The sequence below is a fragment of the Litoreibacter sp. GN1-5 genome (assembly GCF_055693805.1).
The window spans coordinates 194911-215814 of the sequence record NZ_JBVFUP010000001.1 but is presented as its reverse complement, the minus strand read 5'-3'; the positions used below and the strand labels follow the sequence as shown (position 1 = coordinate 215814).

The window sequence follows — 20904 nt, the reverse complement described above, 5'->3', positions numbered from 1 at the left end:
GTCAAACCCGTGTTCATAGAGGTACACTCAGCAATGAGAGCACTATACCCAGCAGGGTCAGAGGCATCTGCAGACCAAATCAAGGTTTCGCCGGGCATCGTATCCGGCAATCATGTGTTTTTAACCGGCATAACTGGCAGCTGTTCAAATGGCTCAATGCCAAGCGACCTTGAAGAACAATTCCGGCAAACCTTTGAAAAAATCAGGCCCGTCTTGAGTGAAGCAGGTTTGGATTACAGTGCAATCGTTGAAATGACTTCTTACCACGTTGGTTTGCGCGACCATTTTGAGATATTCAATCAAATCCGATCTGAATACGTTGATGACACATACCCTGCGTGGACTGCAGTTGAAGTCGCTGGGCTGCGTCGAGAAGGGGCAGTGGTGGAAATTCGAGTTATCGCAGAAATTGAGTGTGACTGACTTTATCCAAAGCTTGTGTCAGCATTGGCGCGTCAACCGTAACATGCGTTGAGACCCCAAGAAAACCGATCCAAACCAGCATAATAACTCACTATTCCCAGCCCCTACCCTGTGCTAGCTTCATTGAAAGCAACAAACGGGTCAAACCGGTAAATGACAAGCGAGCTTCCAGAATTCTATTTCCGTGTCCGTGAAAACGGCGCGACTGTGTTTCGTGTGGACACGCAGAACCGCCAGCGTCGGATTGATATGAACCAGATTGCTGTCGTCAACATCCGAAATGGAGAGATCAAGCCCCATGGCAACCACTCTCTGACAGATCAGGAAGAGGCCGTCATCCGCGACTGGATGGAAGAACGTTTAACCGTTCTGTCCACCCGCGATATGGACGACATCTACCGCGCTGTCGACTACCTGAACCTCACCACTCAATGGGCGCAGTCTCGTGCCAGCGAGGAACAGCTTGAAGACGTCACAGACGCTTTGCTTCTGGCCATGCATGATCTGCGCTCGGTCCTGGTTCGTAAGAAGGCGGATCGGTTAATGAAGGTCCGCAAGTGAATTTTGGCCAGTACGCCTTTATGCTGTCCGCCTCATCGCGCCATACCGCTTCAAAAATCGCCACCATAAAAGCGCGCTGGCAAACAGAAGGCCAATGACCAGCCCGAACCACACACCAACGCCACCAAAACCCCAGGTGATGCCCAATAGATAGCTGGCCGGTATCCCCATGACCCAATAGCTGAATGCCGCCATGAGCATCGGCACGCGGGTATCCTGAATCCCGCGCAGCAATCCCAAAGCCATGACCTGCCCTGCATCTACCAACTGAAACAGTGCTGCGACTGCCAGCAGGGAAATTCCTATGGCGATGATCTGATCGCGCGCGGGATCATCGGGGCGTAGAAAGCCTTTCATAAGCAACTCTGGCACGCCCAGAAAGACCAGCATGGTCAGCGCCACAGCCCCCATCGACAGGCTTACTGCGGCTAAACCACCCCGGCCCAACCCGACTACATCTGCGCGCCCGATCGCACGACCAGCCCGTACCGTTGCCGCCTGACTTATTCCGATATGCACCATGAATGTGGCCGAGGTGATCTGTAGCGCGATCCCGTGCGCGGCCAACGGCAGCTTGCCAATCAATCCGATGATCAGGGCCGAAGCAGAGAACATCCCCGATTCCGCCAGATTGGTCAGACCAATCGGCCAACCCAGCCGAAACACCTCTGTGAAAGCGGGCGGATCAGGGCGCCAGAGCCGTTCAAACAGCGCATGATCCCGCGTTGCAACCCCTTTTATAACATAGCCGCCCAACACCAGAAGCGAGATAATATGCACCATGACAGAGGCCACAGCCGCCCCGCGCAATCCCATCTCGGGCAGCCCCATATTGCCGAAGATAAGCAGCCAGTTCAGCGCTGCATTCACACCAACAGCAGCCACCGTGACCCATAGCACAACCTGCGTTCGTTCCAAGGCGGCCAAATAGCTTTTGAGCACCATCACCAACAGCGCCGGGAACAGCCCCCACCCGGCAATCCGCAAATAGTCCTGCGCCAGCCCCGACAGCTCAACTTCTTGGCCAAAGGCGCGCAATATCGGGCCTGCCCAGATCATCGCAGGGATAAACACAGCCGCATAAAGCACCGACAGCCACATCCCCATACGTGTCACGCGGCGCACACGCACGCTATCATCCTGCGCTGCGGCCGAAGCCACCATCGGCATCACGGCAAAGGCAAATCCGGCGCCCATGATGAAGATCACAAAGAAAAACGACGTCGCCAACACGCTGGCCGCAAGGGCGGTTACGTCATACCAGCCCAGCATGATCGTATCGACCATATGCACCGCAAACTGCGCCAGATGACTGCCAACCAGCGGCAGCCCCAAAACCAATGTTGCGCGAATATGTTGAAGATAGGTCATCCCACGCGCTTACGTCGACGCAACCCTATTGGCAAGCGTGCACGCCTAAGCAGACGCAATCTTGTTTGGAGACAAATTTGATGCAACCAACATCTTCCCCCACCCTGTCTACTCTGGCATACTCATTTCCAACAAACAAAGAGCAGATAATATGAATGACCTCCTGTCTTCAGGTGATGACTATAATGCCTCCTCCATCGAGGTTCTGGAGGACATGGAACATGTCCGCCTGCGCCCCGGCATGTATATCGGTGGCAAGGATGACCGCGCACTTCATCACATGGTGGCCGAGATTATCGACAACTCCATGGACGAAGCCGTTGCGGGTCATGCTACCTGGATCGAGGTTGAGCTTCACGAAAACGGCCATGTCTCGGTCCGCGACAATGGTCGCGGCATCCCCACCGGCCCGCACCCTAAAGACCCTTCGAAATCCGCTTTGGAAATCATCTTCTGCACATTGAATGCAGGCGGCAAATTCTCGGGCGACAGTTACCAGACCTCAGGCGGGCTGCATGGCGTCGGCTCTTCCGTGGTCAACGCATTGTCAGACCATTTGCGCGTTGAAGTCGCCAGAAATAAAGAGCTTTTCGCGATGGAGTTCTCGCGCGGCATTCCGCAAGGCCAGTTGGAAAAGATTGGTGCGGCCCCGAACCGGCGCGGTACAGCTGTCACGTTCCATCCCGATGCGGATATCTTCGGCACGCTCAAACTAAAGCCTGCGCGCCTGTTCAAAATGGCGCGCTCCAAAGCTTATCTGTTCTCTGGCGTCAAAATCCGCTGGAAAACCGCTATCGACGACGGTGAAACTCCCAACGAGGCCGAATTCCACTTTCCCGGCGGGCTTTCTGACTACCTGTCTGAAACTCTTGGCGGGGCGACCACCTATTCCGACGCCCCCTTCGCAGGGTCCGTCTCTTTCGACAAATTCGACTCCCCGGTAAGGTGGATTGGGCCATCAATTGGACCCCGGCCCGCGATGGGTTTATTCAATCCTACTGCAACACCGTGCCCACCCCCGAAGGCGGCACCCATGAGGCCGGGTTCTGGGCCGCGATCCTCAAAGGCATCAAGGCTTACGGCGATCTTGTGGGCAACAAGAAAGCCGGCACCATCACCCGTGAGGACCTGACCACCGGGGCCGGTGCGCTGGTGTCCTGCTTCATCCGCGACCCTGAATTCGTGGGCCAGACCAAGGACCGTCTGGCCACGGTCGAGGCCCAGCGCATGGTCGAGAACTCTGTCCGGGACCATTTCGACAACTGGCTTGCCGCTGACACAAAATCCGCAGGGGCTATCCTAGACTTCCTGATCCTGCGTGCCGAGGAACGTCTGCGCCGCCGTCAGGAGAAGGAAACTGCCCGCAAATCGGCGACCAAGAAGCTGCGCCTGCCGGGCAAGCTGACCGACTGCACCTCGAAATCCCGTGAAGGGACGGAACTTTTCATTGTCGAGGGCGACAGCGCGGGCGGCTCGGCCAAGGGCGCGCGCAACCGCGAAACGCAGGCGCTTTTGCCGTTGAAGGGTAAAATCCTGAATGTGCTGGGGGCCGCGTCGAACAAGCTGACCAGCAATTCGGAAATTTCCGACCTGTGCGAAGCGCTTGGCGTTGGGATGGGCACCCGGTTCAACATTGACGATCTGCGCTATGACAAGATCATCATCATGACGGACGCCGATGTGGACGGGGCGCATATTGCGTCGCTGTTGATGACGTTTTTCTTCGTTCAAATGCGCCCGCTGATTGATCAGGGGCATTTGTATCTCGCCTGCCCGCCACTATACAGACTGACCCAAGGCGCGGCGCGGGTCTATGTGGCGGATGATCTTGAGAAAGAGCGCCTGCTGACCAAAGGTCTGGGCGGGAAGGGCAAAATCGACGTGCAGCGTTTTAAGGGTCTGGGCGAGATGGACGCGAAGGACCTGAAAGACACCACGATGGCCCCGAAGACCCGCAAACTGATCCGGGTGACAATCGATGAGGACATACCGGGCGAAACAAGCGATCTGGTGGAGCGGCTGATGGGGAAGAAACCAGAACTGCGGTTTGAGTACATTCAGGAAAACGCGCGGTTCGTGGAAGATGTGGACGTCTAGGGGCGTCAATGGTTTGGGCTGGGTATTCGCCGGACATCTTTATAGGTCAGAACAGCAAAACACCCGAGGGTATTAGGAGTACCGTGCCCGGACCGAGGGCGGGAAGCAACGCGCCCGCCCGTGGGGGTGGGTTAGATATGTCTCGGCAACTGTCCAGTGGACAGTTTCAATATCGAACGCGCAAAGCGCCGGACACGGGCGCGGCACGATCTTTGATCGTGCGAGGTCGAAACATTGAGGACTAATTTAGAAGGGGCCGTAGTCTTTTACGCAACTAGGTTTGATACCAATCGCCAAAACCGGACATCCTCCATTTCTTCCTGCATCAAGCCGATATAGCAACTTTCCCATCCAAGTCGTTGAGGCGCCAAATTTTTTATAGACATCGTCTGAGCCTTCAGATCCATCTTTTTTCAAAACCTTCCCCAAGCTTTTAAAGAATGCGTTGTCTAACGAACTGCCGCGCGTTATAATTATCCCAACGTCGATTGCGCCAGCCTCGTAGAATGCAGAAAAAGCATAAAGATCGCGATCATATGTCTGATCTTTGCTGTTCCACTCAAGATCTAGCGCTACACGCCCTTTTACAAAATCAATTCTGTGGCCATCAAGGAATCCTTCGCGTGTATACTCCTTAAGGACCTTGTCTTTAATTTGCGCATGCTGGAGTTTCACATGCAAATCAGCTGAAATTCTTGTTTCAATCCACGTATCATCGAAAATCGTGTCGACATATTTCGCGATTGGCCCTTTGCTTCCTCCAGGTTCTCGAATCATAGCCGTTGTTATTTCAAATTTTTGTAGGGCGAGACACAGCTCGGAAAACTCATGAGGGAAGCTCTCCTTCAAGATGGCCGCAGCGTTCCTGTAACTGTAAATCTCGAACTTATCTCTAATATATTCAGAAAAAATCGCATCCGTTAGGCGTTGGGGATCGGAAATTTTTCCAGACGAGACATCCTTATGATTCGTCACCTGCTCTAACCCGCGACCAGACCTGAATTGTATGAATAAGTTTTCCAATCGGGTTTATAACCTTCGTCAGCTTGATTGCCCCAAACGGTCCAGTTTTTGCGCTCACCTCTGGCAAAAAGTTCTAGAAATGGGCCGCTAGAACAGCTTTCGATGATTTCATACTGCTCGTCTGGTTTACGAGAATGCTCTCTCTTTCGTGTCTTGATGATATCTCCGTCAGGTTCTAATGCTCCGATGTAGTTCACCTGAGAACGCCCTGGCGCCAGGGTTCTAGCCTTCTTACCCCTAACGCCAAAAAGCAAAATTTCAGTCACATTGCGAAAGTAAAAGCCTACTCCTCGACCGTCTGGACCACCGTCCTTTCGTATCTTTTGCCAGATGATGTTTGATTTGTAGTCAAATCCCCATGCCTTCATCACCTGAAGGCCTTCGGGCAGCAATGCATTGGGCACCCATAAATACAAGTGAGCCGGGTCTCGCGCTAGTCCGGCAACTGGCATCTCGCATATGTCCTGCAAAGTCATTGTTGAATAACGATTGAGACGTTTGTGTTCTGGAGCCATTTTTCCAGTTCTGTTTTGAAACTGCCACGGCGGGTCTGCCATGATAGTTCCAAATTTCTGGTCGCCAAGTTCATCAAATATATCTGTCATGCTCTGTCGCCACCGATTTATTCGCCTATGAAAGGCTTTATTGTTTAAGAAAAGATTGCATCTCTAGGCATTACGAACAACCCCCTCAAATTCCCGCCATTCCCCCTTGGACATGCCGGATGTCTCTTGAGTAACCACCTCACCGGTTAACATTCTCTTAACGCAGTCGAGCGCCTTGCCGGAAAGCTGGGCACCGCCGAGGCGGTAATCCTCGAACGCGCCGTAGGCGGCGGGGACCCAATCCTTGACGACCTCGCAGATGGCGTCGGCGTAGACGCGGATCTCGTATTGGGCGTGGGCATCAGCGCGCAGGCGCAGGAAGTGGAAGAGGTTGTGCAGGTCCACCTTCCAGTACCATTGGGTGTAGATGTTTGCGGGCAGGTTCATGCGGGCCAGTTCGCGGGCAAGGCCTTGCTGGTCGTCCTGGCTGATCATTTCCTCGTAGTGGTCATAGGCGCGCGTGGCGTCGTCTTGCAGGTAGCGCAGGACGCGTTGGGCTTCTTCGCCCGACAGCGCCTCGCCCCGGCCCTGATTGTTGACGACGGATTGGGCGGCAAGGTCCTCGGGGGCGGGGATGTAGAATTCGCGGTCGAGGATGGAATAGCGAGCGGAGTATTCGTTGACGTTGGCGGTGCGGTGGCGGATCCATTGGCGGGCCACGAAGACGGGCAGTTTGACATGCAGCTTGATCTCGCACATCTCGAACGGGGTGGAGTGCCAGTGGCGCATCAGGTAGCGGATCAGGCCCTCGTCGTTTTGCACGGATTTGGTGCCCTTGCCGTAGGAGACGCGGGCGGCCTGACAGATGGCGCTATCGTCACCCATATAGTCGATGACCCGGATGAAGCCGTGATCGAGCACGTCATGGGCCTTATAGAGGTGTTGTTCGATGCCAGACACGGTGGCGCGCAGGGTCTGGGATGTCTGGCCGCGCTGCGCGTCGATTTCGGCCTGTTGGTCTTGGGTAATGGGCATCTTGGCCTTCCTTGCATCTGACGAGTCGGGTAAGGCTATATATAGACGTTAAACTATGGTATATATCAAGATGATGTTACTCGTCTTTCTCGATTTCTGTACCCTCAATCGTGTTCCACATAGGGGATGGATAAAGATATAACGTCGGCAGTTCGTCGACACTGCTATATAAAAACTGTGAACCAAGTTCCCCTAAACCCTCCGCACCAGTGCGGAAATCCTCAAAGGGAATATCGTAGTCATTTCGTAGCAAACGCCAGATGGCATCCCAACGACCGGGGGAATCCAAAGGTGAAACAGTCGCAAGCTGTATGTCATCAAACAGCTTCTGTGCGGCAGGGTATGACAGCGCTTCCCCTTCTGCCAATGCATAGCCATAGTTTTCAGGCAGATAGCGTGGGATATGCCCCGGACGCATAACTTCGGTCAGAGCAACCGGAAGCCGGGCAACGAACGGGTCTGTCAACGCGCAGGCATCCACGATATAGACCTGATCGCTCCAACGTATGCGCGCGCCGCCAATCAAGCCGCAGCCAGTTAAATACATCTCTGGCTTTGCATGATCTGCCGGTTGTGGCGTAGGCCATTCCCGATGTTCAGATCGCACGGCATAGGCGCGGGAATAGAACAGACGTTCATCCATAATCATCTGCCATTGGATTTTGAAGATATCGATGGTCCCGTTCCAAGGATGGGTAAAAAGCACGGCGAAAAAAACCGACATCATAGTGGTGATCTGTACCAGCCTGAACGGCGCGGCCCGCGCAAGAAGGAAACACGCGATAAAGGCATCCACGGCCAGAAAACGGCCACGCATGAAATCGCCGCCAATATGGATGAGGTAGGCCATATGCAGCAATATCCCAAGCGCAAGCCATCTGTCCCTGCCTGCAGTTGCCAGACCCGCAACGACTCCCATGGCAATGATGAAGAGCGTCACCTGCAAATGCAAAGCAGCACTTAGATAATAGAGCCATGCATTGTCCATCAGCACTTCGCGCGGGACCATACCGCCCATCTTGGCATAGAAGGTATTTGGTAAAGGCATCCCAAAGTAATAGAGCGAGAATGCATGCCAGCCGACAAGTAAGGCGCCCCCTGGCCATATATCCCGCAGGCGACCCTGCCCCTGCCACATCAGCCACAGGGCCAAAGGCCCGAAGTGCAACGCGTGATCATGACGGGTCAGAACAGCTAACGCGAGAACGAGCCAGAGCGCCTTGCCCCGCAACTCAAAGATCAACGCAGCCAAAAGGAAAGAGAGTGGCGTTTCCAATCCCGATGATGTGTAGTCCCGGATAGCCAGCGACATCAGTGGCAAAAGCATTAACAGTAGCGACCACATAGGCGCAAAATCGCGGCGTAAAATTGCGCGCCAGTAGACCGCTAATGCCCCAGCCCAGCACAGGGCAGATAATAGCAAAGTCCCCCAATAGAGCGAGCCGGTAACGAGATAGCCCAATGCCATCCCGAAGAACCACGATACATGGGTAAATGCCTGAACCCGCTGGCCAAGGTTCCAAACCATTCCTTCGCCTTCGACGAAGTTGAAAACTTGTCTCAGCGATAAAAGAGCGTCATCGCTGATCCAGGCAACCTGATAGAACTGGATTGCTGCCAGAATAGCAACGAAAGCCGCGAGCCCTTGTTTGCGAATATCAATCATATTTCACATGGCGCCTTACAGAAATCTTGGTGGTCTCAATTACAAAGGAAAGTGACGGAAATAGGACCCTTTCTCAAGAATATACAGACCGACCGAAGTGTTTTGAAATCGGCGTGGCAAATTGATCATTGGCCCAGCTGTGTCATATTCCATGACCCATATTCTGAAGTCGTCGCAACGCCTCTTGCCTCTGTCAAAACCACGCGGCACTCTGCCTACAAGAATACGGAGGCAGGATGGCAGATTGGGGTACGCGCGGGTTAGAGCGCAATATGGGCGATTGGGCGCGGGCGCGCCTGCCGGGCTGGTTGGCCGAGTTTGTCATGTTCGTTCTCAAACAGGGTTGGGCCGCGTTGTTCGGCATTCTGTTCATCCTTGCAATTCTTGGGACCAAAGCCGTCTGGCAGGATGGATGGGCGCTGACCCGCTATGACGGGTTATTTCTTTTTGCGGTGTTTACCCAGGCCTTCATGCTGATCTTCAAGCTTGAAACATGGGAAGAGGCCCGTGTGATCCTGTTATTCCACATCACAGGCACAGCAATGGAGTTGTTCAAGATCGAGATGGGCTCATGGGTCTATCCCGAAGCCGGTATCTTCAAACTTGGCGGCGTGCCCCTGTTTTCAGGCTTCATGTATGCCAGTATCGGGTCTTACATCGCCCGCGTCATCCGTATCTTCGAGATGCGCTTTGCCCCCTACCCGCCCTTTTGGGTCTCGCTACTATTTGGGGCAGCAATCTATGTGAACTTCTTCGCGCATCACTTTCTCCCAGACATCAGGCTGGCACTGTTTACAGGCTCGCTGATCCTGTTTGGCCGCACGCGGTTGTGGTTCTATGTGGGCCAGACACCACGCTGGTTGCCCATGCCGCTTTGTGCATTCATGGTAGCGCTGGTTGTTTGGGTAGCAGAAAATGTCGGCACGTTTACCGGCACATGGATCTATGCAGGCCAAAACGCGTTTGAGATGGTCGGCTTTGCAAAAATGGGATCATGGTACTTGCTGCTTTACGTCGCCTTTGTCACAGTCACGCTTGTCAGTCGCAGTGCATTGTCGCGCGCGGCAGTTAGACCGGAAACCCGTACCGATGGTGCCGCCCGCGGGATCATCATGACTGAAGCCACAGAAGGAGAAATCTCATGAAAATCGAATATCTGCATACGATGGTCCGGGTGAAGGATCTTGAGAAATCCAAAGCGTTCTACGAGCTTCTGGGGCTTGAGGAAACACGCCGTATGGACCACGAAGGCGGGCGATTCACTCTGCTTTTTATGTCACCCCCGGTCAGGAAAACGCTGCTGTTGAACTGACCTATAATTGGGATGGTGATGAAGGGTTGCCATCAGACGGCCGACATTTCGGGCATCTGGCTTACCGGGTCGAGAATATCTACGATATGTGCCAGCATCTGATGGACAATGGCGTAACAATCAATCGTCCGCCCCGCGACGGACATATGGCCTTTGTCAGATCCCCGGACAATGTATCGATCGAGCTTTTGCAGATGGGCGATAGCCTACCATCTGCAGAGCCTTGGGCGAGTATGGAAAACACAGGACATTGGTGAAAACACATGCTGCTGGTTGAGTTTCAGCTTGCCCGGTTGCTTCGATTAATAATTCCAAAAATACTCGAACCATTAAGACGCGGCGATTGCAAGCAACGCCGCGCCAATCCGCCGGCCCTCGCTCAGCAAAACATTATAGGTGCGGCAAGCGGTCGGCGTAGACATTAGTTCTACCCCGATACCAGCCACTTCAAGGCTGTCACGTATCGACGCCGGGATATGGGTGATCTCGGCCCCTGTTCCAATGAAAAGCACGTCAATCTTACCCGCCACCGACAGGATTGTATCCATATCATCAAACCCGGCCCAAGGGGTTACAGAATTTGGCAGCAACAGAACGCTGCCCTTATGCACCTCGCCGCCGATACGGAAAAATCCGGGGCCATAGCCGTCAACGGGTGGGGCATTGTCGTAGGAAATCTCGGTCAGGCGCATGATGTGTTCAATCCCAAAGCGGTAAGCTCATCAAAGCAGAGGCCGCAATAACTGCATAGGCAACGCGGCGGTAAATTACCTCGCGTTCAGGATGGAACATAGCAGCGCCAGCTATGTTTGCCACAAGATATAAAGGGATCAATATGACCCCAACCATGACCGCGTTGAAATCAAAAAGGTCAAAGATGAAGAAAATCCCTATCATCAGAATATCAATGAGCAAAAGATAAAGCAGGAAATTCGCGCGGATCATAGCAATTGGTCTTTTGCTGGCCATGTAGAGCATAATAACCGGCGGGCCGGGAAGGCCAGCAATGCCCCCAAGAAATCCACCAATCCCCCCAACGCCTGTGGTCAGGTAAGGTCCAAGCGTGCCAGCATATCGCCACCCCGCCATAAGCAAAACCAGAAGCATCAGCACAATACCGGACACGGCCCAGCCGAAAACATCGCCACTCAGAAACCCAAGGGTCCACAACCCAAGGGGCAGGCCAACAAGCGCACCAATGAGCAAATGGACCACGTCACGCTTGTCACCATTTCGCAAAGCGTTTTGCAGGTTTGGCAGCGGGCCGAAAAGTTCGATGACCGTCAGAAAAGCAAGGGCTGCATACGGGTTAAGAACTGACGAGGCCGCAGGCATAATGATCATGGCACTGCCAAAGCCCGAAAACCCCCGGACAATCCCGGCAGCAAAAACGGCGACGGCAAGCCAAATCAGACCAGGCGTTGCCAGCGCCTGTGCCCAAAAGCTCACGCGTCTATATTGCCGAACTGATTTCCTACAGCATTCGGATCAGGCTTTGACCAATCGCGCTTGACGCCTAAGAAAAGCAGCGCGGCTGAGGCCACAAAGACCGAGCTATATGTCCCCACAATGATGCCCCATGTCATAGCAAAGACGAAGCCACGGATAACGTCACCGCCCAGTATCAGCAGCGCAATCAACGCCAGAAGGGTTGTGCCAGATGTCATCAAAGTGCGCGACAGGGTTTCGTTGATCGACAAGTTCAGCACTTCCTTGAGGTCTTTTTGTTTGTACTTGCGCAGGTTTTCCCTGACCCGGTCGAATACGACCACGGTATCATTAATAGAATAACCAACGATGGCCAGCAAAGCGGCGATGATCGCCAGATCAAACTTGATTTGCAATTCCGAGAAAATACCCAGCGTCAGCACAACATCATGAACAAGCGCAAGCACAGCACCAACGGCAAACTGCCATTCGAACCTGAGCCAGACATAAATCAACATGGCACCGACAGCCAGCAGCACGGCTATTACAGCAGTCTGTATCAGCTCTCCCGAGACTTTGGGGCCGACGGATTCAACAGAGGGGAATTTCATCCCCGGATCTATCGTTTTAAGCGCCTCTTGAACCGCAGCAACCGTATCTGCAGTGATACTTTCCGCGCCTTCCTGCGCCTGTATTCTTACCATTGTCACGTGCTGATCGGCACGGAAGGTCGGGTCGAACACCTCGCTGATGGAGACATCGCCAAGCCCCAGAGGTTCAAGCGCTTGCCGATAGGTTGCGACATCCACCTCTTGCGTACTTTCTGTGCGGATTGTCGTGCCCCCGCGAAAGTCGATACCGTAATTCAGGCCCTGAATCATGAAGGATGCAAAGGCAATGACCACGAATATGGTAGACAGGCCAAGTGTGTATTTCGCAGTTCCAAAGAAATCCCAATTGGTGACAGAGGGAACAAGTTTCAGGCGCATTTGTTATACCTCAATCGTCTTGGGACGTTTGCGTTCGTACCAAATCACAATCATCACACGTGTCACATAGATCGCCGTGAAGACCGACGTGATGATCCCCAAAGCCAGCGTGATCGAAAAGCCGCGCACGGGCCCAGAGCCCATGACGAACAGAATGACCGCAATGATAAAAGTCGTGATATTGGCGTCCAGAATGGCCGAGAGCGCCTTTTCATAACCCAACTCGATGGCGCGGGCCGGGCCTTTGGCAGATTTCAGTTCTTCTCGGATGCGCTCAAAGATCAGCACATTGGCGTCCACCGCCATCCCGATGGTTAGAACGATGCCAGCGATACCGGGCAAAGTCAGCGTAGCGCCAATCAGCGACAGAAGACCGAACATAAGCCCCACATTAAGGATCAAGGCGACATTGGCGAAAACCCCGAACAAGCCGTAGCTCAGCATCATGAACACCAGCACCGCAATGAAAGCGACAATACACGCCAGCTTACCTGCGTCGATACTGTCCTGTCCAAGCTCTGGCCCGATTGTGCGTTCCTCAAGAAATGTCATTTCTGCAGGCAAAGCCCCAGCACGTAGCAGAACGGCAAGGTTGGTAGATTCCTCAACTGTGAAATTACCGCTGATCTGACCGGACCCACCTGTGATTGCTTCGCGGATGACAGGGGCTGACAAGACTTCTTCGTCTAAAACGATAGCAAAGGGCGCACCGATATTTTCCGAGCTGAAAATGCCGAATTTACGAGCACCCGTCGGGTTGAACCGGAATGTAACAGCGGGGGAGCCGTTTTGGTCGAACGCTGGTTGCGCATCAACCAGATCTTCGCCTGTCACAACCGGCACTTTCTCAAGGATATAGTATGTGCCCACATCCTGCGCATCGATAGACGGGTAGATCACATTGCCCACACCGGGGGACTGGTTTGCATTGCCTGTGCGACTGACCACAGCGTGAAAGCTGAGGCGTGCAGTTGTCCCGATCAGCGCTTTCAGCTCTGCCGCAGACCCGATACCCGGCACTTGGATCAGAATGCGACGCTCACCCTGTCGCTGGATCGTGGGTTCACGGGTGCCTACCTCATCCACCCGGCGACGAATAATCTCGACCGATTGCTGCATAGTCCTATCATTCATCGCCTGCCGCTCCGCATCACTCAGCGCAACAATCAGCGTATCGCCCTGCGCACGCGCTTCGATATCGTTGGACCCTGCCCCAGAAAGCGTCGGCACGAAAGTGGCAAGGCTACGCACACGTTGCAGCGCGACATTCATGCCGTCAGGGTTTTGCAGCTTGAGACGAAGTTCACCCAACGGCGCGTTTTGCCGCCGAAACGTCCCGATTGTATCTCGCTCGCCCCGCAAAGCGTTGCGGACTTCAAGCCACAGACCGTCCATACGGTCTTCATAGACATCCTCGACCTGCACTTCGGCCAGCAAATGCGCCCCGCCCCGTAGATCAAGCCCGAGATTCACAAGACTGGAGGGTAGAAAATCTGGCCAGCCAGCCAAATCCGCGTTCAGCTCTGGCGTGAGCTGCACACCCTGCTCAATCTCGGCCGCTGCGTCATTATGCTTTTCAACTTGCGTATAAAAGGCATTCGGCATGGCCAGAAGAATGCCAACCAGAACGGTTAAAAATATAAAAAACCGCGACCAGAAAGAGATTTGAAGCATGCTGGATTACTTTGCCGGTTCGGTCTTGTTAAGGACTTGCGCAATGGTTGAGCGTATAACGCGAACGCGAACGCCATCTGCGATCTCGATCTCCAACTCGCCATCATCCTTGACCTTGGACACTTTGCCGATCACGCCGCCTTGTGTGACAACCTGATCCCCGCGACGCAGAGCTGCAACCATCGCCTGATGGTCCTTAAGCTTCTTTTGCTGAGGGCGGATCAGAAGGAAATACATGATCGCAAAGATCAGGATCAATGGAATGAAACTGGTAAATGCGCCCTGTGCGCCAGCGGCCTGTGCATAAGCAGGTGATACGAACATCTGCGGTCCTTTGTCTTTGGGGGTTGCGGCCCCGTGTTGGCTTGGCGCGCACCCTACCTGCACAGGTCACGAGGCGCAACGGCTTTACGTTAGTTCCACCGGCTCTTATCACCGGCAAATAGGGATTGAATCCGCTTATGAAAAGGGGCTTACGAAAATGACCGGCACGGCGCGTCTTTTAGGTCTGGTATTTGGTGTTGCGTGGTTACTGCACATAAGCACGCAAGCTGGCCAGAGCCAAACCCAGCCGCCAATGATCACCGATGAGGAACGCGCAGACTGGCAGGCGATCGGCAAGGTCAATGTCGGCGGGTTCCGATCCCGCAGCACTTGCACCGGCACGCTAATCGCTTCGGATAAAGTGCTGACCGCTGCCCATTGCGTCATCAATGCCAAAACCGGCACGCACTATGATCCGTCGCGCGTGCAGTTCGTCGCGGGCTGGCACAAGGGAGAACATCTTGGAACAGCATCCGCCAAAACCATTGCCACACACCCTGAATATGTGTCTCGCAACCACCGCAGTATTGCGCGCGCCGATGTCGAGACCGATCTAGCGGTGATCACGCTTGCACAGCCAATAGACGACCTAACACCACTGAAAGTCGGGGCGGATTGGAAAGACACTGCCCCTGTCGCCCTGCTTGGCTATCGTCGTGATCGCGCGCATATCCTAAGCAAATATGAAGGCTGCATCGCAACCTACGACACCACAACCTTGGCGCTGAGCTGCGATGTAATGGAAGGCACCTCTGGCGCCCCGGTTCTGATCCGCGATGATAAGGCATGGCGCATAGTCGGCGTGATCTCGGCCAGACGAAACGGTGCAGGCCCGCACAAGTCTTTGGCCGCGCGGGTGAATGAGAAAACCCTACTGACGTTTGAAGACCCATAGGCACTGGACTTTTCTGCGAATTTCGCCATAGACCCGGCAGTGGGAATTCCCATGCTTTCAACTGATAAGGACATCTGAAATGCACGATATCCGCATGATCCGTGAGACCCCCGAGGTCTTTGACGCTGCCATGAAGCGCCGGAAATCGGATGTATCCTCTGCCGATATTCTGGCCATAGACGCCGCCCGGCGGGCAAAGATACAGGCTGCGGAAACAGCGAAGGCAGACCAGAATGCGGTCTCCAAACAGGTTGGCGCGGCCAAGGCCAAGGGTGATGAGGCAGAATTCGAACGTCTGCGCGCGCTGGTGGCCCAAAAGAAGCATGAGGTCGTCGACCTGAATGAAGAGGCCAAAGCCGAGGACGCACGGTTAACCGATATGCTGGCCCGGATCGATAATATTCCAGCGGATGACGTACCTGACGGGGACGATGAAGATGATAATGTCGAGGTGAACCGCTGGGACACACCGCCTGAATTCGACTTCAAGCCGAAAGAGCATTTCGAGATCAACGGCGTCGCAGCCTCTATGGATTTTGAAACGGCGGCCAAAATTTCAGGCAGCCGATTTGTGGTTCTTAAAGGTGCTGTGGCCCGCATTCACCGGGCGCTTGCACAATTCATGATCGACACGCATGTGGATAAAAACGGCCTGACAGAAATGCAAACGCCAGTCCTGGTCAGGGATGAGGCTATGTATGGTACAGATAAATTGCCGAAATTTGGTGAGGAAAGCTATCAGACCACGAATGGCTGGTGGTTGGTCCCAACCTCAGAGGTGCCATTAACCTATAGCGTCGCAGGCGACGTGCTGGACGAAAGCGCGCTACCGATCCGCATGACAGCGCATACTTTGTGCTTCCGCTCCGAGGCAGGCAGCGCGGGGCGCGATACCTCTGGCATGCTGCGCCAGCATCAGTTCGAAAAAGTCGAAATGGTGTCGATCACCCATCCCGACCACAGCGACGACGAGCAAAAACGCATGTTGCGCTGCGCCGAAGGCCTGCTGGAACAACTCGCTATCCCCTACCGTACTGTGATCTTATGCACCGGCGATATGGGGTTTGGCGCGCGCCGTACATTCGATATCGAAGCGTGGCTGCCCGGTCAGGACGCCTATCGCGAGATCAGCTCTGTTTCAACCACAGGCGATTTTCAGGCCCGGCGGATGAATGCGCGGTTTAAACCAGCGGATGGTGGCAAGCCTGAATTTGTGCATACGCTGAACGGGTCGGGCCTTGCGGTGGGCCGCTGCTTGATTGCCGTGCTGGAGAATGGCCAGCAAGAAGATGGCTCCGTAAAACTGCCTGACGTGTTGCAGCCCTATCTGGGCGACAAAACGATGCTGAGCGCGGATGGGACGTTGAAGTGATCCTTGAGCGTACTGATGCGTAAGGTGAGCCTGTGAAAGCTTATCTCGTTTTAGTCGCTGCGGTTGCCTTTGGGCTGGCGCCCTTCATCACGGAAGGGTTTGCTGGCTTCAGGCCTGATCAGTTTCCCATTCCGCAGGACAATGCGCCGGTACAGCCAGCGGGCTATGCGTTCTCGATCTGGGGTGTGATCTATCTTTGGCTATTGCTTTACGCCGTTATGGGCGTTTGGAAACACCGCGACGATCCAGTGTGGGAGGCGACACGCCTGCCTATGGTAATATCGATGGGCGTCGGCGCCGTCTGGATCAAGGTCGCCACCCTTTCGGTCATCTGGGCGACAGTATTGATCTGGGTGATGCTGATTAGCGCGATCTGGGCCCTGTTTGCCGCGCGCAAGGCAGGCCCGGCCTGGGCTGTTTCCTTGCCCATCGGGCTTTACGCCGGATGGCTGAGTGCCGCATCTTTTGTTACCGTGGGCCTGGTCGGCGCAGGGTATGGCCTGTGGTTAGGCGCATTAGGGTGGGCGTATCTGGCTTTGGGATTGGCATCAGCCTTTGCCTGTATTGTCCAGTATAAGACACCTTCAGTCTTCACATACAGCCTTGCCATCGCATGGGCATTCATTGGCGTCATCGCCACAAACTACCAGACCAATTACGGTTTGAGCGGTCTGCTTGTGATCGCCATCCTGTGTCTTGCGGCCATCGCAACCCGACAGTGGCGTCACTGACCTTTACGGCCCCGTCAGCCTCGTCTAATCAGGGCACAGGCAGAGGGCAGGATCATATGCGTATTCTCATCACCAATGACGACGGCATCAATGCACCCGGTCTGAAAGTGCTGCAAGCTATCGCATCCGAAGTCGCCGGTGACACAGGCGAAGTCTGGACCGTTGCTCCGGCTTTTGAAAAATCCGGCGTTGCCCACTGCATAAACTACGCGCACCCAACGATGATTGCCAAACTTGGCCCGCGCGAATTTGCTGCCGAGGGCTCGCCCGCCGACTGCGTTCTGGCCGGTCTGCATGAGGTTATGGCCGACGCACCGCCTGATCTGATCCTGTCAGGAGTGAACAAAGGCAACAACTCTGCCGAGAACACCGTCTATTCCGGTACGATTGGTGCCGCGATGGAAGGTGCGCTGCAAGGTATACGCTCGATTGCGCTGTCGCAATATTTTGGTCCCGACAATGCCACCTTGGACAACCAGTTCGAGGCGGCCGCCAGCCATGGCGCAACACTTGTCAAAAAACTGCATTCGGATGGCGTCTGGGGCGGTGATACCTATCATACGTTCTATAATGTCAACTTCCCCCCCATTTCAGCCAAAGATGTCAAAGGCACCCGCATTGTCAGACAAGGCCTGCGCGAAGCGGGTGGCTTTTCAGTTGTCTCGCACATGCCACCCAATGGACGAAAATATCTGTGGATCAAAGGCAACCCGCAAAATGTCCCCTCGGGCGATAACACAGACGGGACCGTTAATCTGGACGGTTGGATTTCTGTTACGCCGATGCGCTGTGATCTTACAGCCCATGACCTGCTGGACGATCTGGAGCAGCGTTTCACATGACCGGCGACGCCCCCTCCGACGCAGAGCGCAAGATGCAGTTTCTCTATACGCTGCGTTCCAAGGGCGTCATGGATGCGCGCACCCTGACGGCGATGGAAAAAGTGGATCGCGGGTTGTTTGTCACCGGCCATTTCGCCGACAAAGCATACGAGGATATGCCCCTGCCAATTGCCTGTGGTCAGACGATTAGCCAGCCTTCAGTTGTCGGGTTAATGACGCAGGCGCTAAATGTACAACCACGCGACAAGGTTCTGGAGATCGGAACAGGCTCGGGCTACCAAGCCGCCATACTCAGCCATCTGGCCCGGCGCGTCTATACGATAGACCGGCACGCCCGACTGACACGTCCTGCGCGCGCTCTGTTTGACAAGCTGAACCTTTCGAATGTGACCGTGGTGACAGGCGATGGAAGCCGCGGATTGCCCGAACAGGCACCGTTTGACCGTATAATTGTGACCGCTGCGGCGGAAGACCCGCCCGGTCCCCTCTTGGCGCAACTGCGAATGGGGGGTATCATGGTATTACCGGTTGGACAGTCGGATACTGTGCAAAGCCTGATAAAGGTTACGCGTGAACCTGAAGGCTTTGACTATGAAGAACTTTTACCGGTGCGTTTTGTCCCATTGTTAGAGGGATTGGCGCAAGAATAATAACCACCGGCTCAAATAAGGGCCGGGATATGAGGGTATGATGCGATGCGGAACAGGCGTTTTAGCAGAATTTTGCCACTTGTGGCGATTGGATTTGGCCTTTCGGCCTGCGGAGATCAGTTTGCAAATCTTGATCTTGACCTACGTGGCAAGGCCGGGGGACTGGACACTTCAAGCGCGGCCCGCGGCGCTACAGTAGACAGACCACAACCTGATGATCGGGGCATCATCTCTTACCCGAATTATCAGGTCGCGGTTGCCCGACAGGGCGACACGCTACAAGGTCTTGCAACCCGGATTGGCGTAGACGCGGGCGAGCTGAGTCGCTTCAATGGCTTACGTCCAACCGATAGCTTGAACAGGGGTGAGGTCGTGGCCCTGCCCAATGTCATTGCAACATCGCCGGGTGGCAGCACGCAAGTTGCCGGTGCTGGCGGCGCGACAGCGCCTCGCGATATAACCGAGATCGCAACAACTGCTATTGGCCGTGCGCCAACCACTGATATTACCCGCGCCGAACCATCCCGGCGCATTGACGGGCCAGAGCCTGTACGCCATCAAGTTGCAGCGGGTGAGACCGCTTATACGATTGCCCGGCTCTACAATGTTTCAGTGCGCGGGCTTGCCGATTGGAACGGACTTGGTCCGGACCTTACGATACGCGAAGGGCAGTACCTGCTGATCCCATTGACGCCGCAGCAGCAAGCACAGCAAGTCGCTGCTGCGCCAACCGCTACGCGCCCTGGTCAAGGCACGCAAACGCCAGAGCCACCTTCAGCATCGCAACCCCTGCCCCCACCAGTTGAACCCGCAGTTGCAACAGCACCCGCTCAACAAAGCGCGCCAGCTACCCCGACCCCACAACAAGCAACCCCTGAACCGCAACAGGCGGCGAGTGGAAGTCGCTTCCGTGCGCCTGTCGCGGGTAAGGTGCTGCGCCCCTACAAAAAGGGCAGCAATGAAGGGATTGATATCTCAGCCGCCGCTGGCACCGCGGTCAAGGCTGCGGCAGATGGCACAGTCGCAGCGATCACTCGTGATACGGAACAGGTTGCAATTCTTGTGATACGTCACCCGGACAACTACTTGAGCGTTTATGCCAATATATCTGACATCTCGGTGAAGAAAGGCGACCGCGTTAAGTCAGGGCAATCCGTTGCCAAGGTCAGCCCCGGCAGTCCGTCTTTCCTTCACTTTGAAATCCGCCAAAGATTTGAGAGTATCGACCCTGCGCCATTCCTGAAGTGACTTGAGAATAGAAAAAGCCCTCTTTGAGAAATAAAGAGGGCTTTTTATCATGGAATATGGCGTTCAGATCAGTACATTTCACCCTTATCAACGCGCTTTGAGAAGTCCGTCTCGCCACCTTCGGCAAGCAATTTGGCCTGAGTGACCCAATCGTCACGGCTGACGCGTCCCTTGAAACCTTCGAGATTTGCATCGACCCAGGCCAGTTCTTCCGGGGTCCACGCTGCAATTTGATCGAAGTGGTAGAAACCAAGCTCATTGCAGAGTTTCTCAAGCTCGGGTCCTACGCCTTTGATCCGCTTCAGATCGTCTGCGCCGCCGTCACGTGGACCCGATAAGGTCACAGGTTTCACGCCTTCGTTTGCACCTTCGGCTACGCCATCACCATCAAAATCATCAGCAACAAGGGTGGTGGCCGGGGTGCTTGTGGCGGTCAGTTGCGCCTCCAGATCAGCGATGCGCATGTCACGTTCATTGATCTTGGCCTGCATGTTGTTTGTCTGGCGTTCCAGATTGCCAACATTGGTGCTGCAGGCTTTGAGCTTCGCCTCAAGCTGCTCAGCCCGGACTGTATTAGCATTCGGTTCTGCCGCAACCTCCCGGCGCCCGCCCCAGATCAGCCAGCCAGCAAACATGCCTAGAAGTGCTGCAAGAAGGATCAAAACCCATATCTCGCCAAGCAGGAAACCCCAATTTTCAAACATGCCTATTCCCCTTT

The 20904-nt window shown here is 54.6% G+C and carries 20 protein-coding genes and 2 pseudogenes; 11 read left to right on the top strand and 11 right to left on the bottom strand.

Features of this window, described 5'->3' with window-relative positions:
* Positions 1–9: 9 nt before the first annotated feature.
* Both ACZ1HF_RS01050 and ACZ1HF_RS01045 read left to right on the top strand, forming a co-directional pair.
* A complete protein-coding gene (locus tag ACZ1HF_RS01050) occupies positions 10–423 on the top strand; it encodes a RidA family protein (RefSeq protein ID WP_472655768.1) in 414 nt (137 codons plus the stop codon).
* Between the two features lie 153 nt (positions 424–576).
* Entirely contained in the window at positions 577–984 is a 408-nt protein-coding gene (locus tag ACZ1HF_RS01045) for a hypothetical protein (protein WP_472655767.1), read from the top strand.
* A gap of 18 nt (positions 985–1002) precedes the next feature.
* On the opposite strand, the gene ACZ1HF_RS01040 is transcribed toward ACZ1HF_RS01045, so the two are convergent.
* Positions 1003–2355, bottom strand: coding sequence for an MATE family efflux transporter (locus ACZ1HF_RS01040; RefSeq protein ID WP_472655766.1), 1353 nt, complete (start codon positions 2353–2355; stop codon positions 1003–1005).
* Positions 2356–2506: 151 nt separating this feature from the next.
* On the opposite strand from ACZ1HF_RS01040, the pseudogene parE reads away from it, so the two are divergent.
* Positions 2507–4452: pseudogene (parE, locus tag ACZ1HF_RS01035) on the top strand (DNA topoisomerase IV subunit B).
* Between the two features lie 246 nt (positions 4453–4698).
* Here the strand turns inward: parE and ACZ1HF_RS01030 are convergent.
* The 4 genes from ACZ1HF_RS01030 to ACZ1HF_RS01015 all read right to left on the bottom strand — a co-directional run bounded on the left by ACZ1HF_RS01030 (position 4699) and on the right by ACZ1HF_RS01015 (position 8721).
* Positions 4699–5427, bottom strand: coding sequence for a BglII/BstYI family type II restriction endonuclease (locus tag ACZ1HF_RS01030; RefSeq protein ID WP_472655765.1), 729 nt, complete (start codon positions 5425–5427; stop codon positions 4699–4701).
* A gap of 5 nt (positions 5428–5432) precedes the next feature.
* The gene (locus ACZ1HF_RS01025) at positions 5433–6080 is read right to left on the bottom strand and encodes an MT-A70 family methyltransferase (protein WP_472655764.1); all 648 of its coding nucleotides are present in this window, start codon (positions 6078–6080) and stop codon (positions 5433–5435) included.
* A gap of 63 nt (positions 6081–6143) precedes the next feature.
* Entirely contained in the window at positions 6144–7055 is a 912-nt protein-coding gene (gene thyX / locus ACZ1HF_RS01020) for an FAD-dependent thymidylate synthase (RefSeq protein WP_472655763.1), read from the bottom strand.
* Between the two features lie 76 nt (positions 7056–7131).
* Positions 7132–8721 carry a hypothetical protein gene (locus tag ACZ1HF_RS01015; protein ID WP_472655762.1) on the bottom strand — a complete coding sequence of 530 codons (1590 nt, stop codon included), beginning with the start codon at positions 8719–8721 and terminating at the stop codon, positions 7132–7134.
* Between the two features lie 236 nt (positions 8722–8957).
* Here ACZ1HF_RS01015 and ACZ1HF_RS01010 point away from each other — a divergent pair, with 236 nt between their 5' ends.
* Together ACZ1HF_RS01010 and ACZ1HF_RS01005 are read left to right on the top strand one after the other, a co-directional pair.
* The gene (locus ACZ1HF_RS01010; protein ID WP_472655761.1) at positions 8958–9866 is read left to right on the top strand and encodes a DUF817 domain-containing protein; all 909 of its coding nucleotides are present in this window, start codon (positions 8958–8960) and stop codon (positions 9864–9866) included.
* Positions 9863–10290 (top strand): annotated as a pseudogene (locus tag ACZ1HF_RS01005) (VOC family protein). Before ACZ1HF_RS01010 ends, ACZ1HF_RS01005 begins: the two are co-directional and overlap by 4 nt.
* A 72-nt stretch (positions 10291–10362) precedes the next feature.
* On the opposite strand, the gene ACZ1HF_RS01000 reads toward ACZ1HF_RS01005, so the two are convergent.
* From ACZ1HF_RS01000 to yajC, 5 genes are all read right to left on the bottom strand, one after another.
* Positions 10363–10725: an Mth938-like domain-containing protein gene (locus tag ACZ1HF_RS01000; RefSeq protein WP_472655760.1), complete on the bottom strand. Its 363-nt coding sequence runs from the start codon at positions 10723–10725 to the stop codon at positions 10363–10365.
* A gap of 7 nt (positions 10726–10732) precedes the next feature.
* Positions 10733–11482 (bottom strand): TSUP family transporter, encoded by a 750-nt coding sequence (locus tag ACZ1HF_RS00995; RefSeq protein WP_472655759.1) that lies wholly within the window; start codon positions 11480–11482, stop codon positions 10733–10735.
* Positions 11479–12450 (bottom strand): protein translocase subunit SecF, encoded by a 972-nt coding sequence (secF, locus tag ACZ1HF_RS00990; protein WP_472655758.1) that lies wholly within the window; start codon positions 12448–12450, stop codon positions 11479–11481. The genes ACZ1HF_RS00995 and secF overlap by 4 nt, the downstream gene beginning before the upstream one ends.
* Positions 12451–12453: 3 nt before the next feature.
* Positions 12454–14055, bottom strand: coding sequence for a protein translocase subunit SecD (gene secD, locus ACZ1HF_RS00985; RefSeq protein WP_472658945.1), 1602 nt, complete (start codon positions 14053–14055; stop codon positions 12454–12456).
* A 75-nt stretch (positions 14056–14130) separates the two neighbouring features.
* On the bottom strand, positions 14131–14448 hold the full coding sequence (yajC, locus tag ACZ1HF_RS00980) for a preprotein translocase subunit YajC (RefSeq protein WP_472655757.1): 318 nt from the start codon (positions 14446–14448) through the stop codon (positions 14131–14133).
* A 157-nt stretch (positions 14449–14605) separates the two neighbouring features.
* Here yajC and ACZ1HF_RS00975 point away from each other — a divergent pair, with 157 nt between their 5' ends.
* The 6 genes from ACZ1HF_RS00975 (at position 14606) to ACZ1HF_RS00950 (ending at position 20186) form a co-directional block, all read left to right on the top strand.
* On the top strand, positions 14606–15343 hold the full coding sequence (locus ACZ1HF_RS00975; RefSeq protein ID WP_472655756.1) for a trypsin-like serine peptidase: 738 nt from the start codon (positions 14606–14608) through the stop codon (positions 15341–15343).
* A 79-nt stretch (positions 15344–15422) separates the two neighbouring features.
* A complete protein-coding gene (serS, locus tag ACZ1HF_RS00970; RefSeq protein ID WP_472655755.1) occupies positions 15423–16715 on the top strand; it encodes a serine--tRNA ligase in 1293 nt (430 codons plus the stop codon).
* A gap of 32 nt (positions 16716–16747) precedes the next feature.
* Positions 16748–17446: a hypothetical protein gene (locus ACZ1HF_RS00965; RefSeq protein WP_472655754.1), complete on the top strand. Its 699-nt coding sequence runs from the start codon at positions 16748–16750 to the stop codon at positions 17444–17446.
* Positions 17447–17502: 56 nt separating this feature from the next.
* Positions 17503–18288 (top strand): 5'/3'-nucleotidase SurE, encoded by a 786-nt coding sequence (gene surE, locus ACZ1HF_RS00960; protein ID WP_472655753.1) that lies wholly within the window; start codon positions 17503–17505, stop codon positions 18286–18288.
* Positions 18285–18938, top strand: a complete 654-nt coding sequence (locus ACZ1HF_RS00955) for a protein-L-isoaspartate(D-aspartate) O-methyltransferase (protein ID WP_472655752.1) — start codon at positions 18285–18287, stop codon at positions 18936–18938. The genes surE and ACZ1HF_RS00955 overlap by 4 nt, the downstream gene beginning before the upstream one ends.
* Positions 18939–18983: 45 nt before the next feature.
* The gene (locus ACZ1HF_RS00950) at positions 18984–20186 is read left to right on the top strand and encodes a peptidoglycan DD-metalloendopeptidase family protein (RefSeq protein WP_472655751.1); all 1203 of its coding nucleotides are present in this window, start codon (positions 18984–18986) and stop codon (positions 20184–20186) included.
* A 68-nt stretch (positions 20187–20254) separates the two neighbouring features.
* On the opposite strand, the gene ACZ1HF_RS00945 is transcribed toward ACZ1HF_RS00950, so the two are convergent.
* On the bottom strand, positions 20255–20890 hold the full coding sequence (locus ACZ1HF_RS00945; protein WP_472655750.1) for a hypothetical protein: 636 nt from the start codon (positions 20888–20890) through the stop codon (positions 20255–20257).
* Positions 20891–20904: the final 14 nt, after the last annotated feature.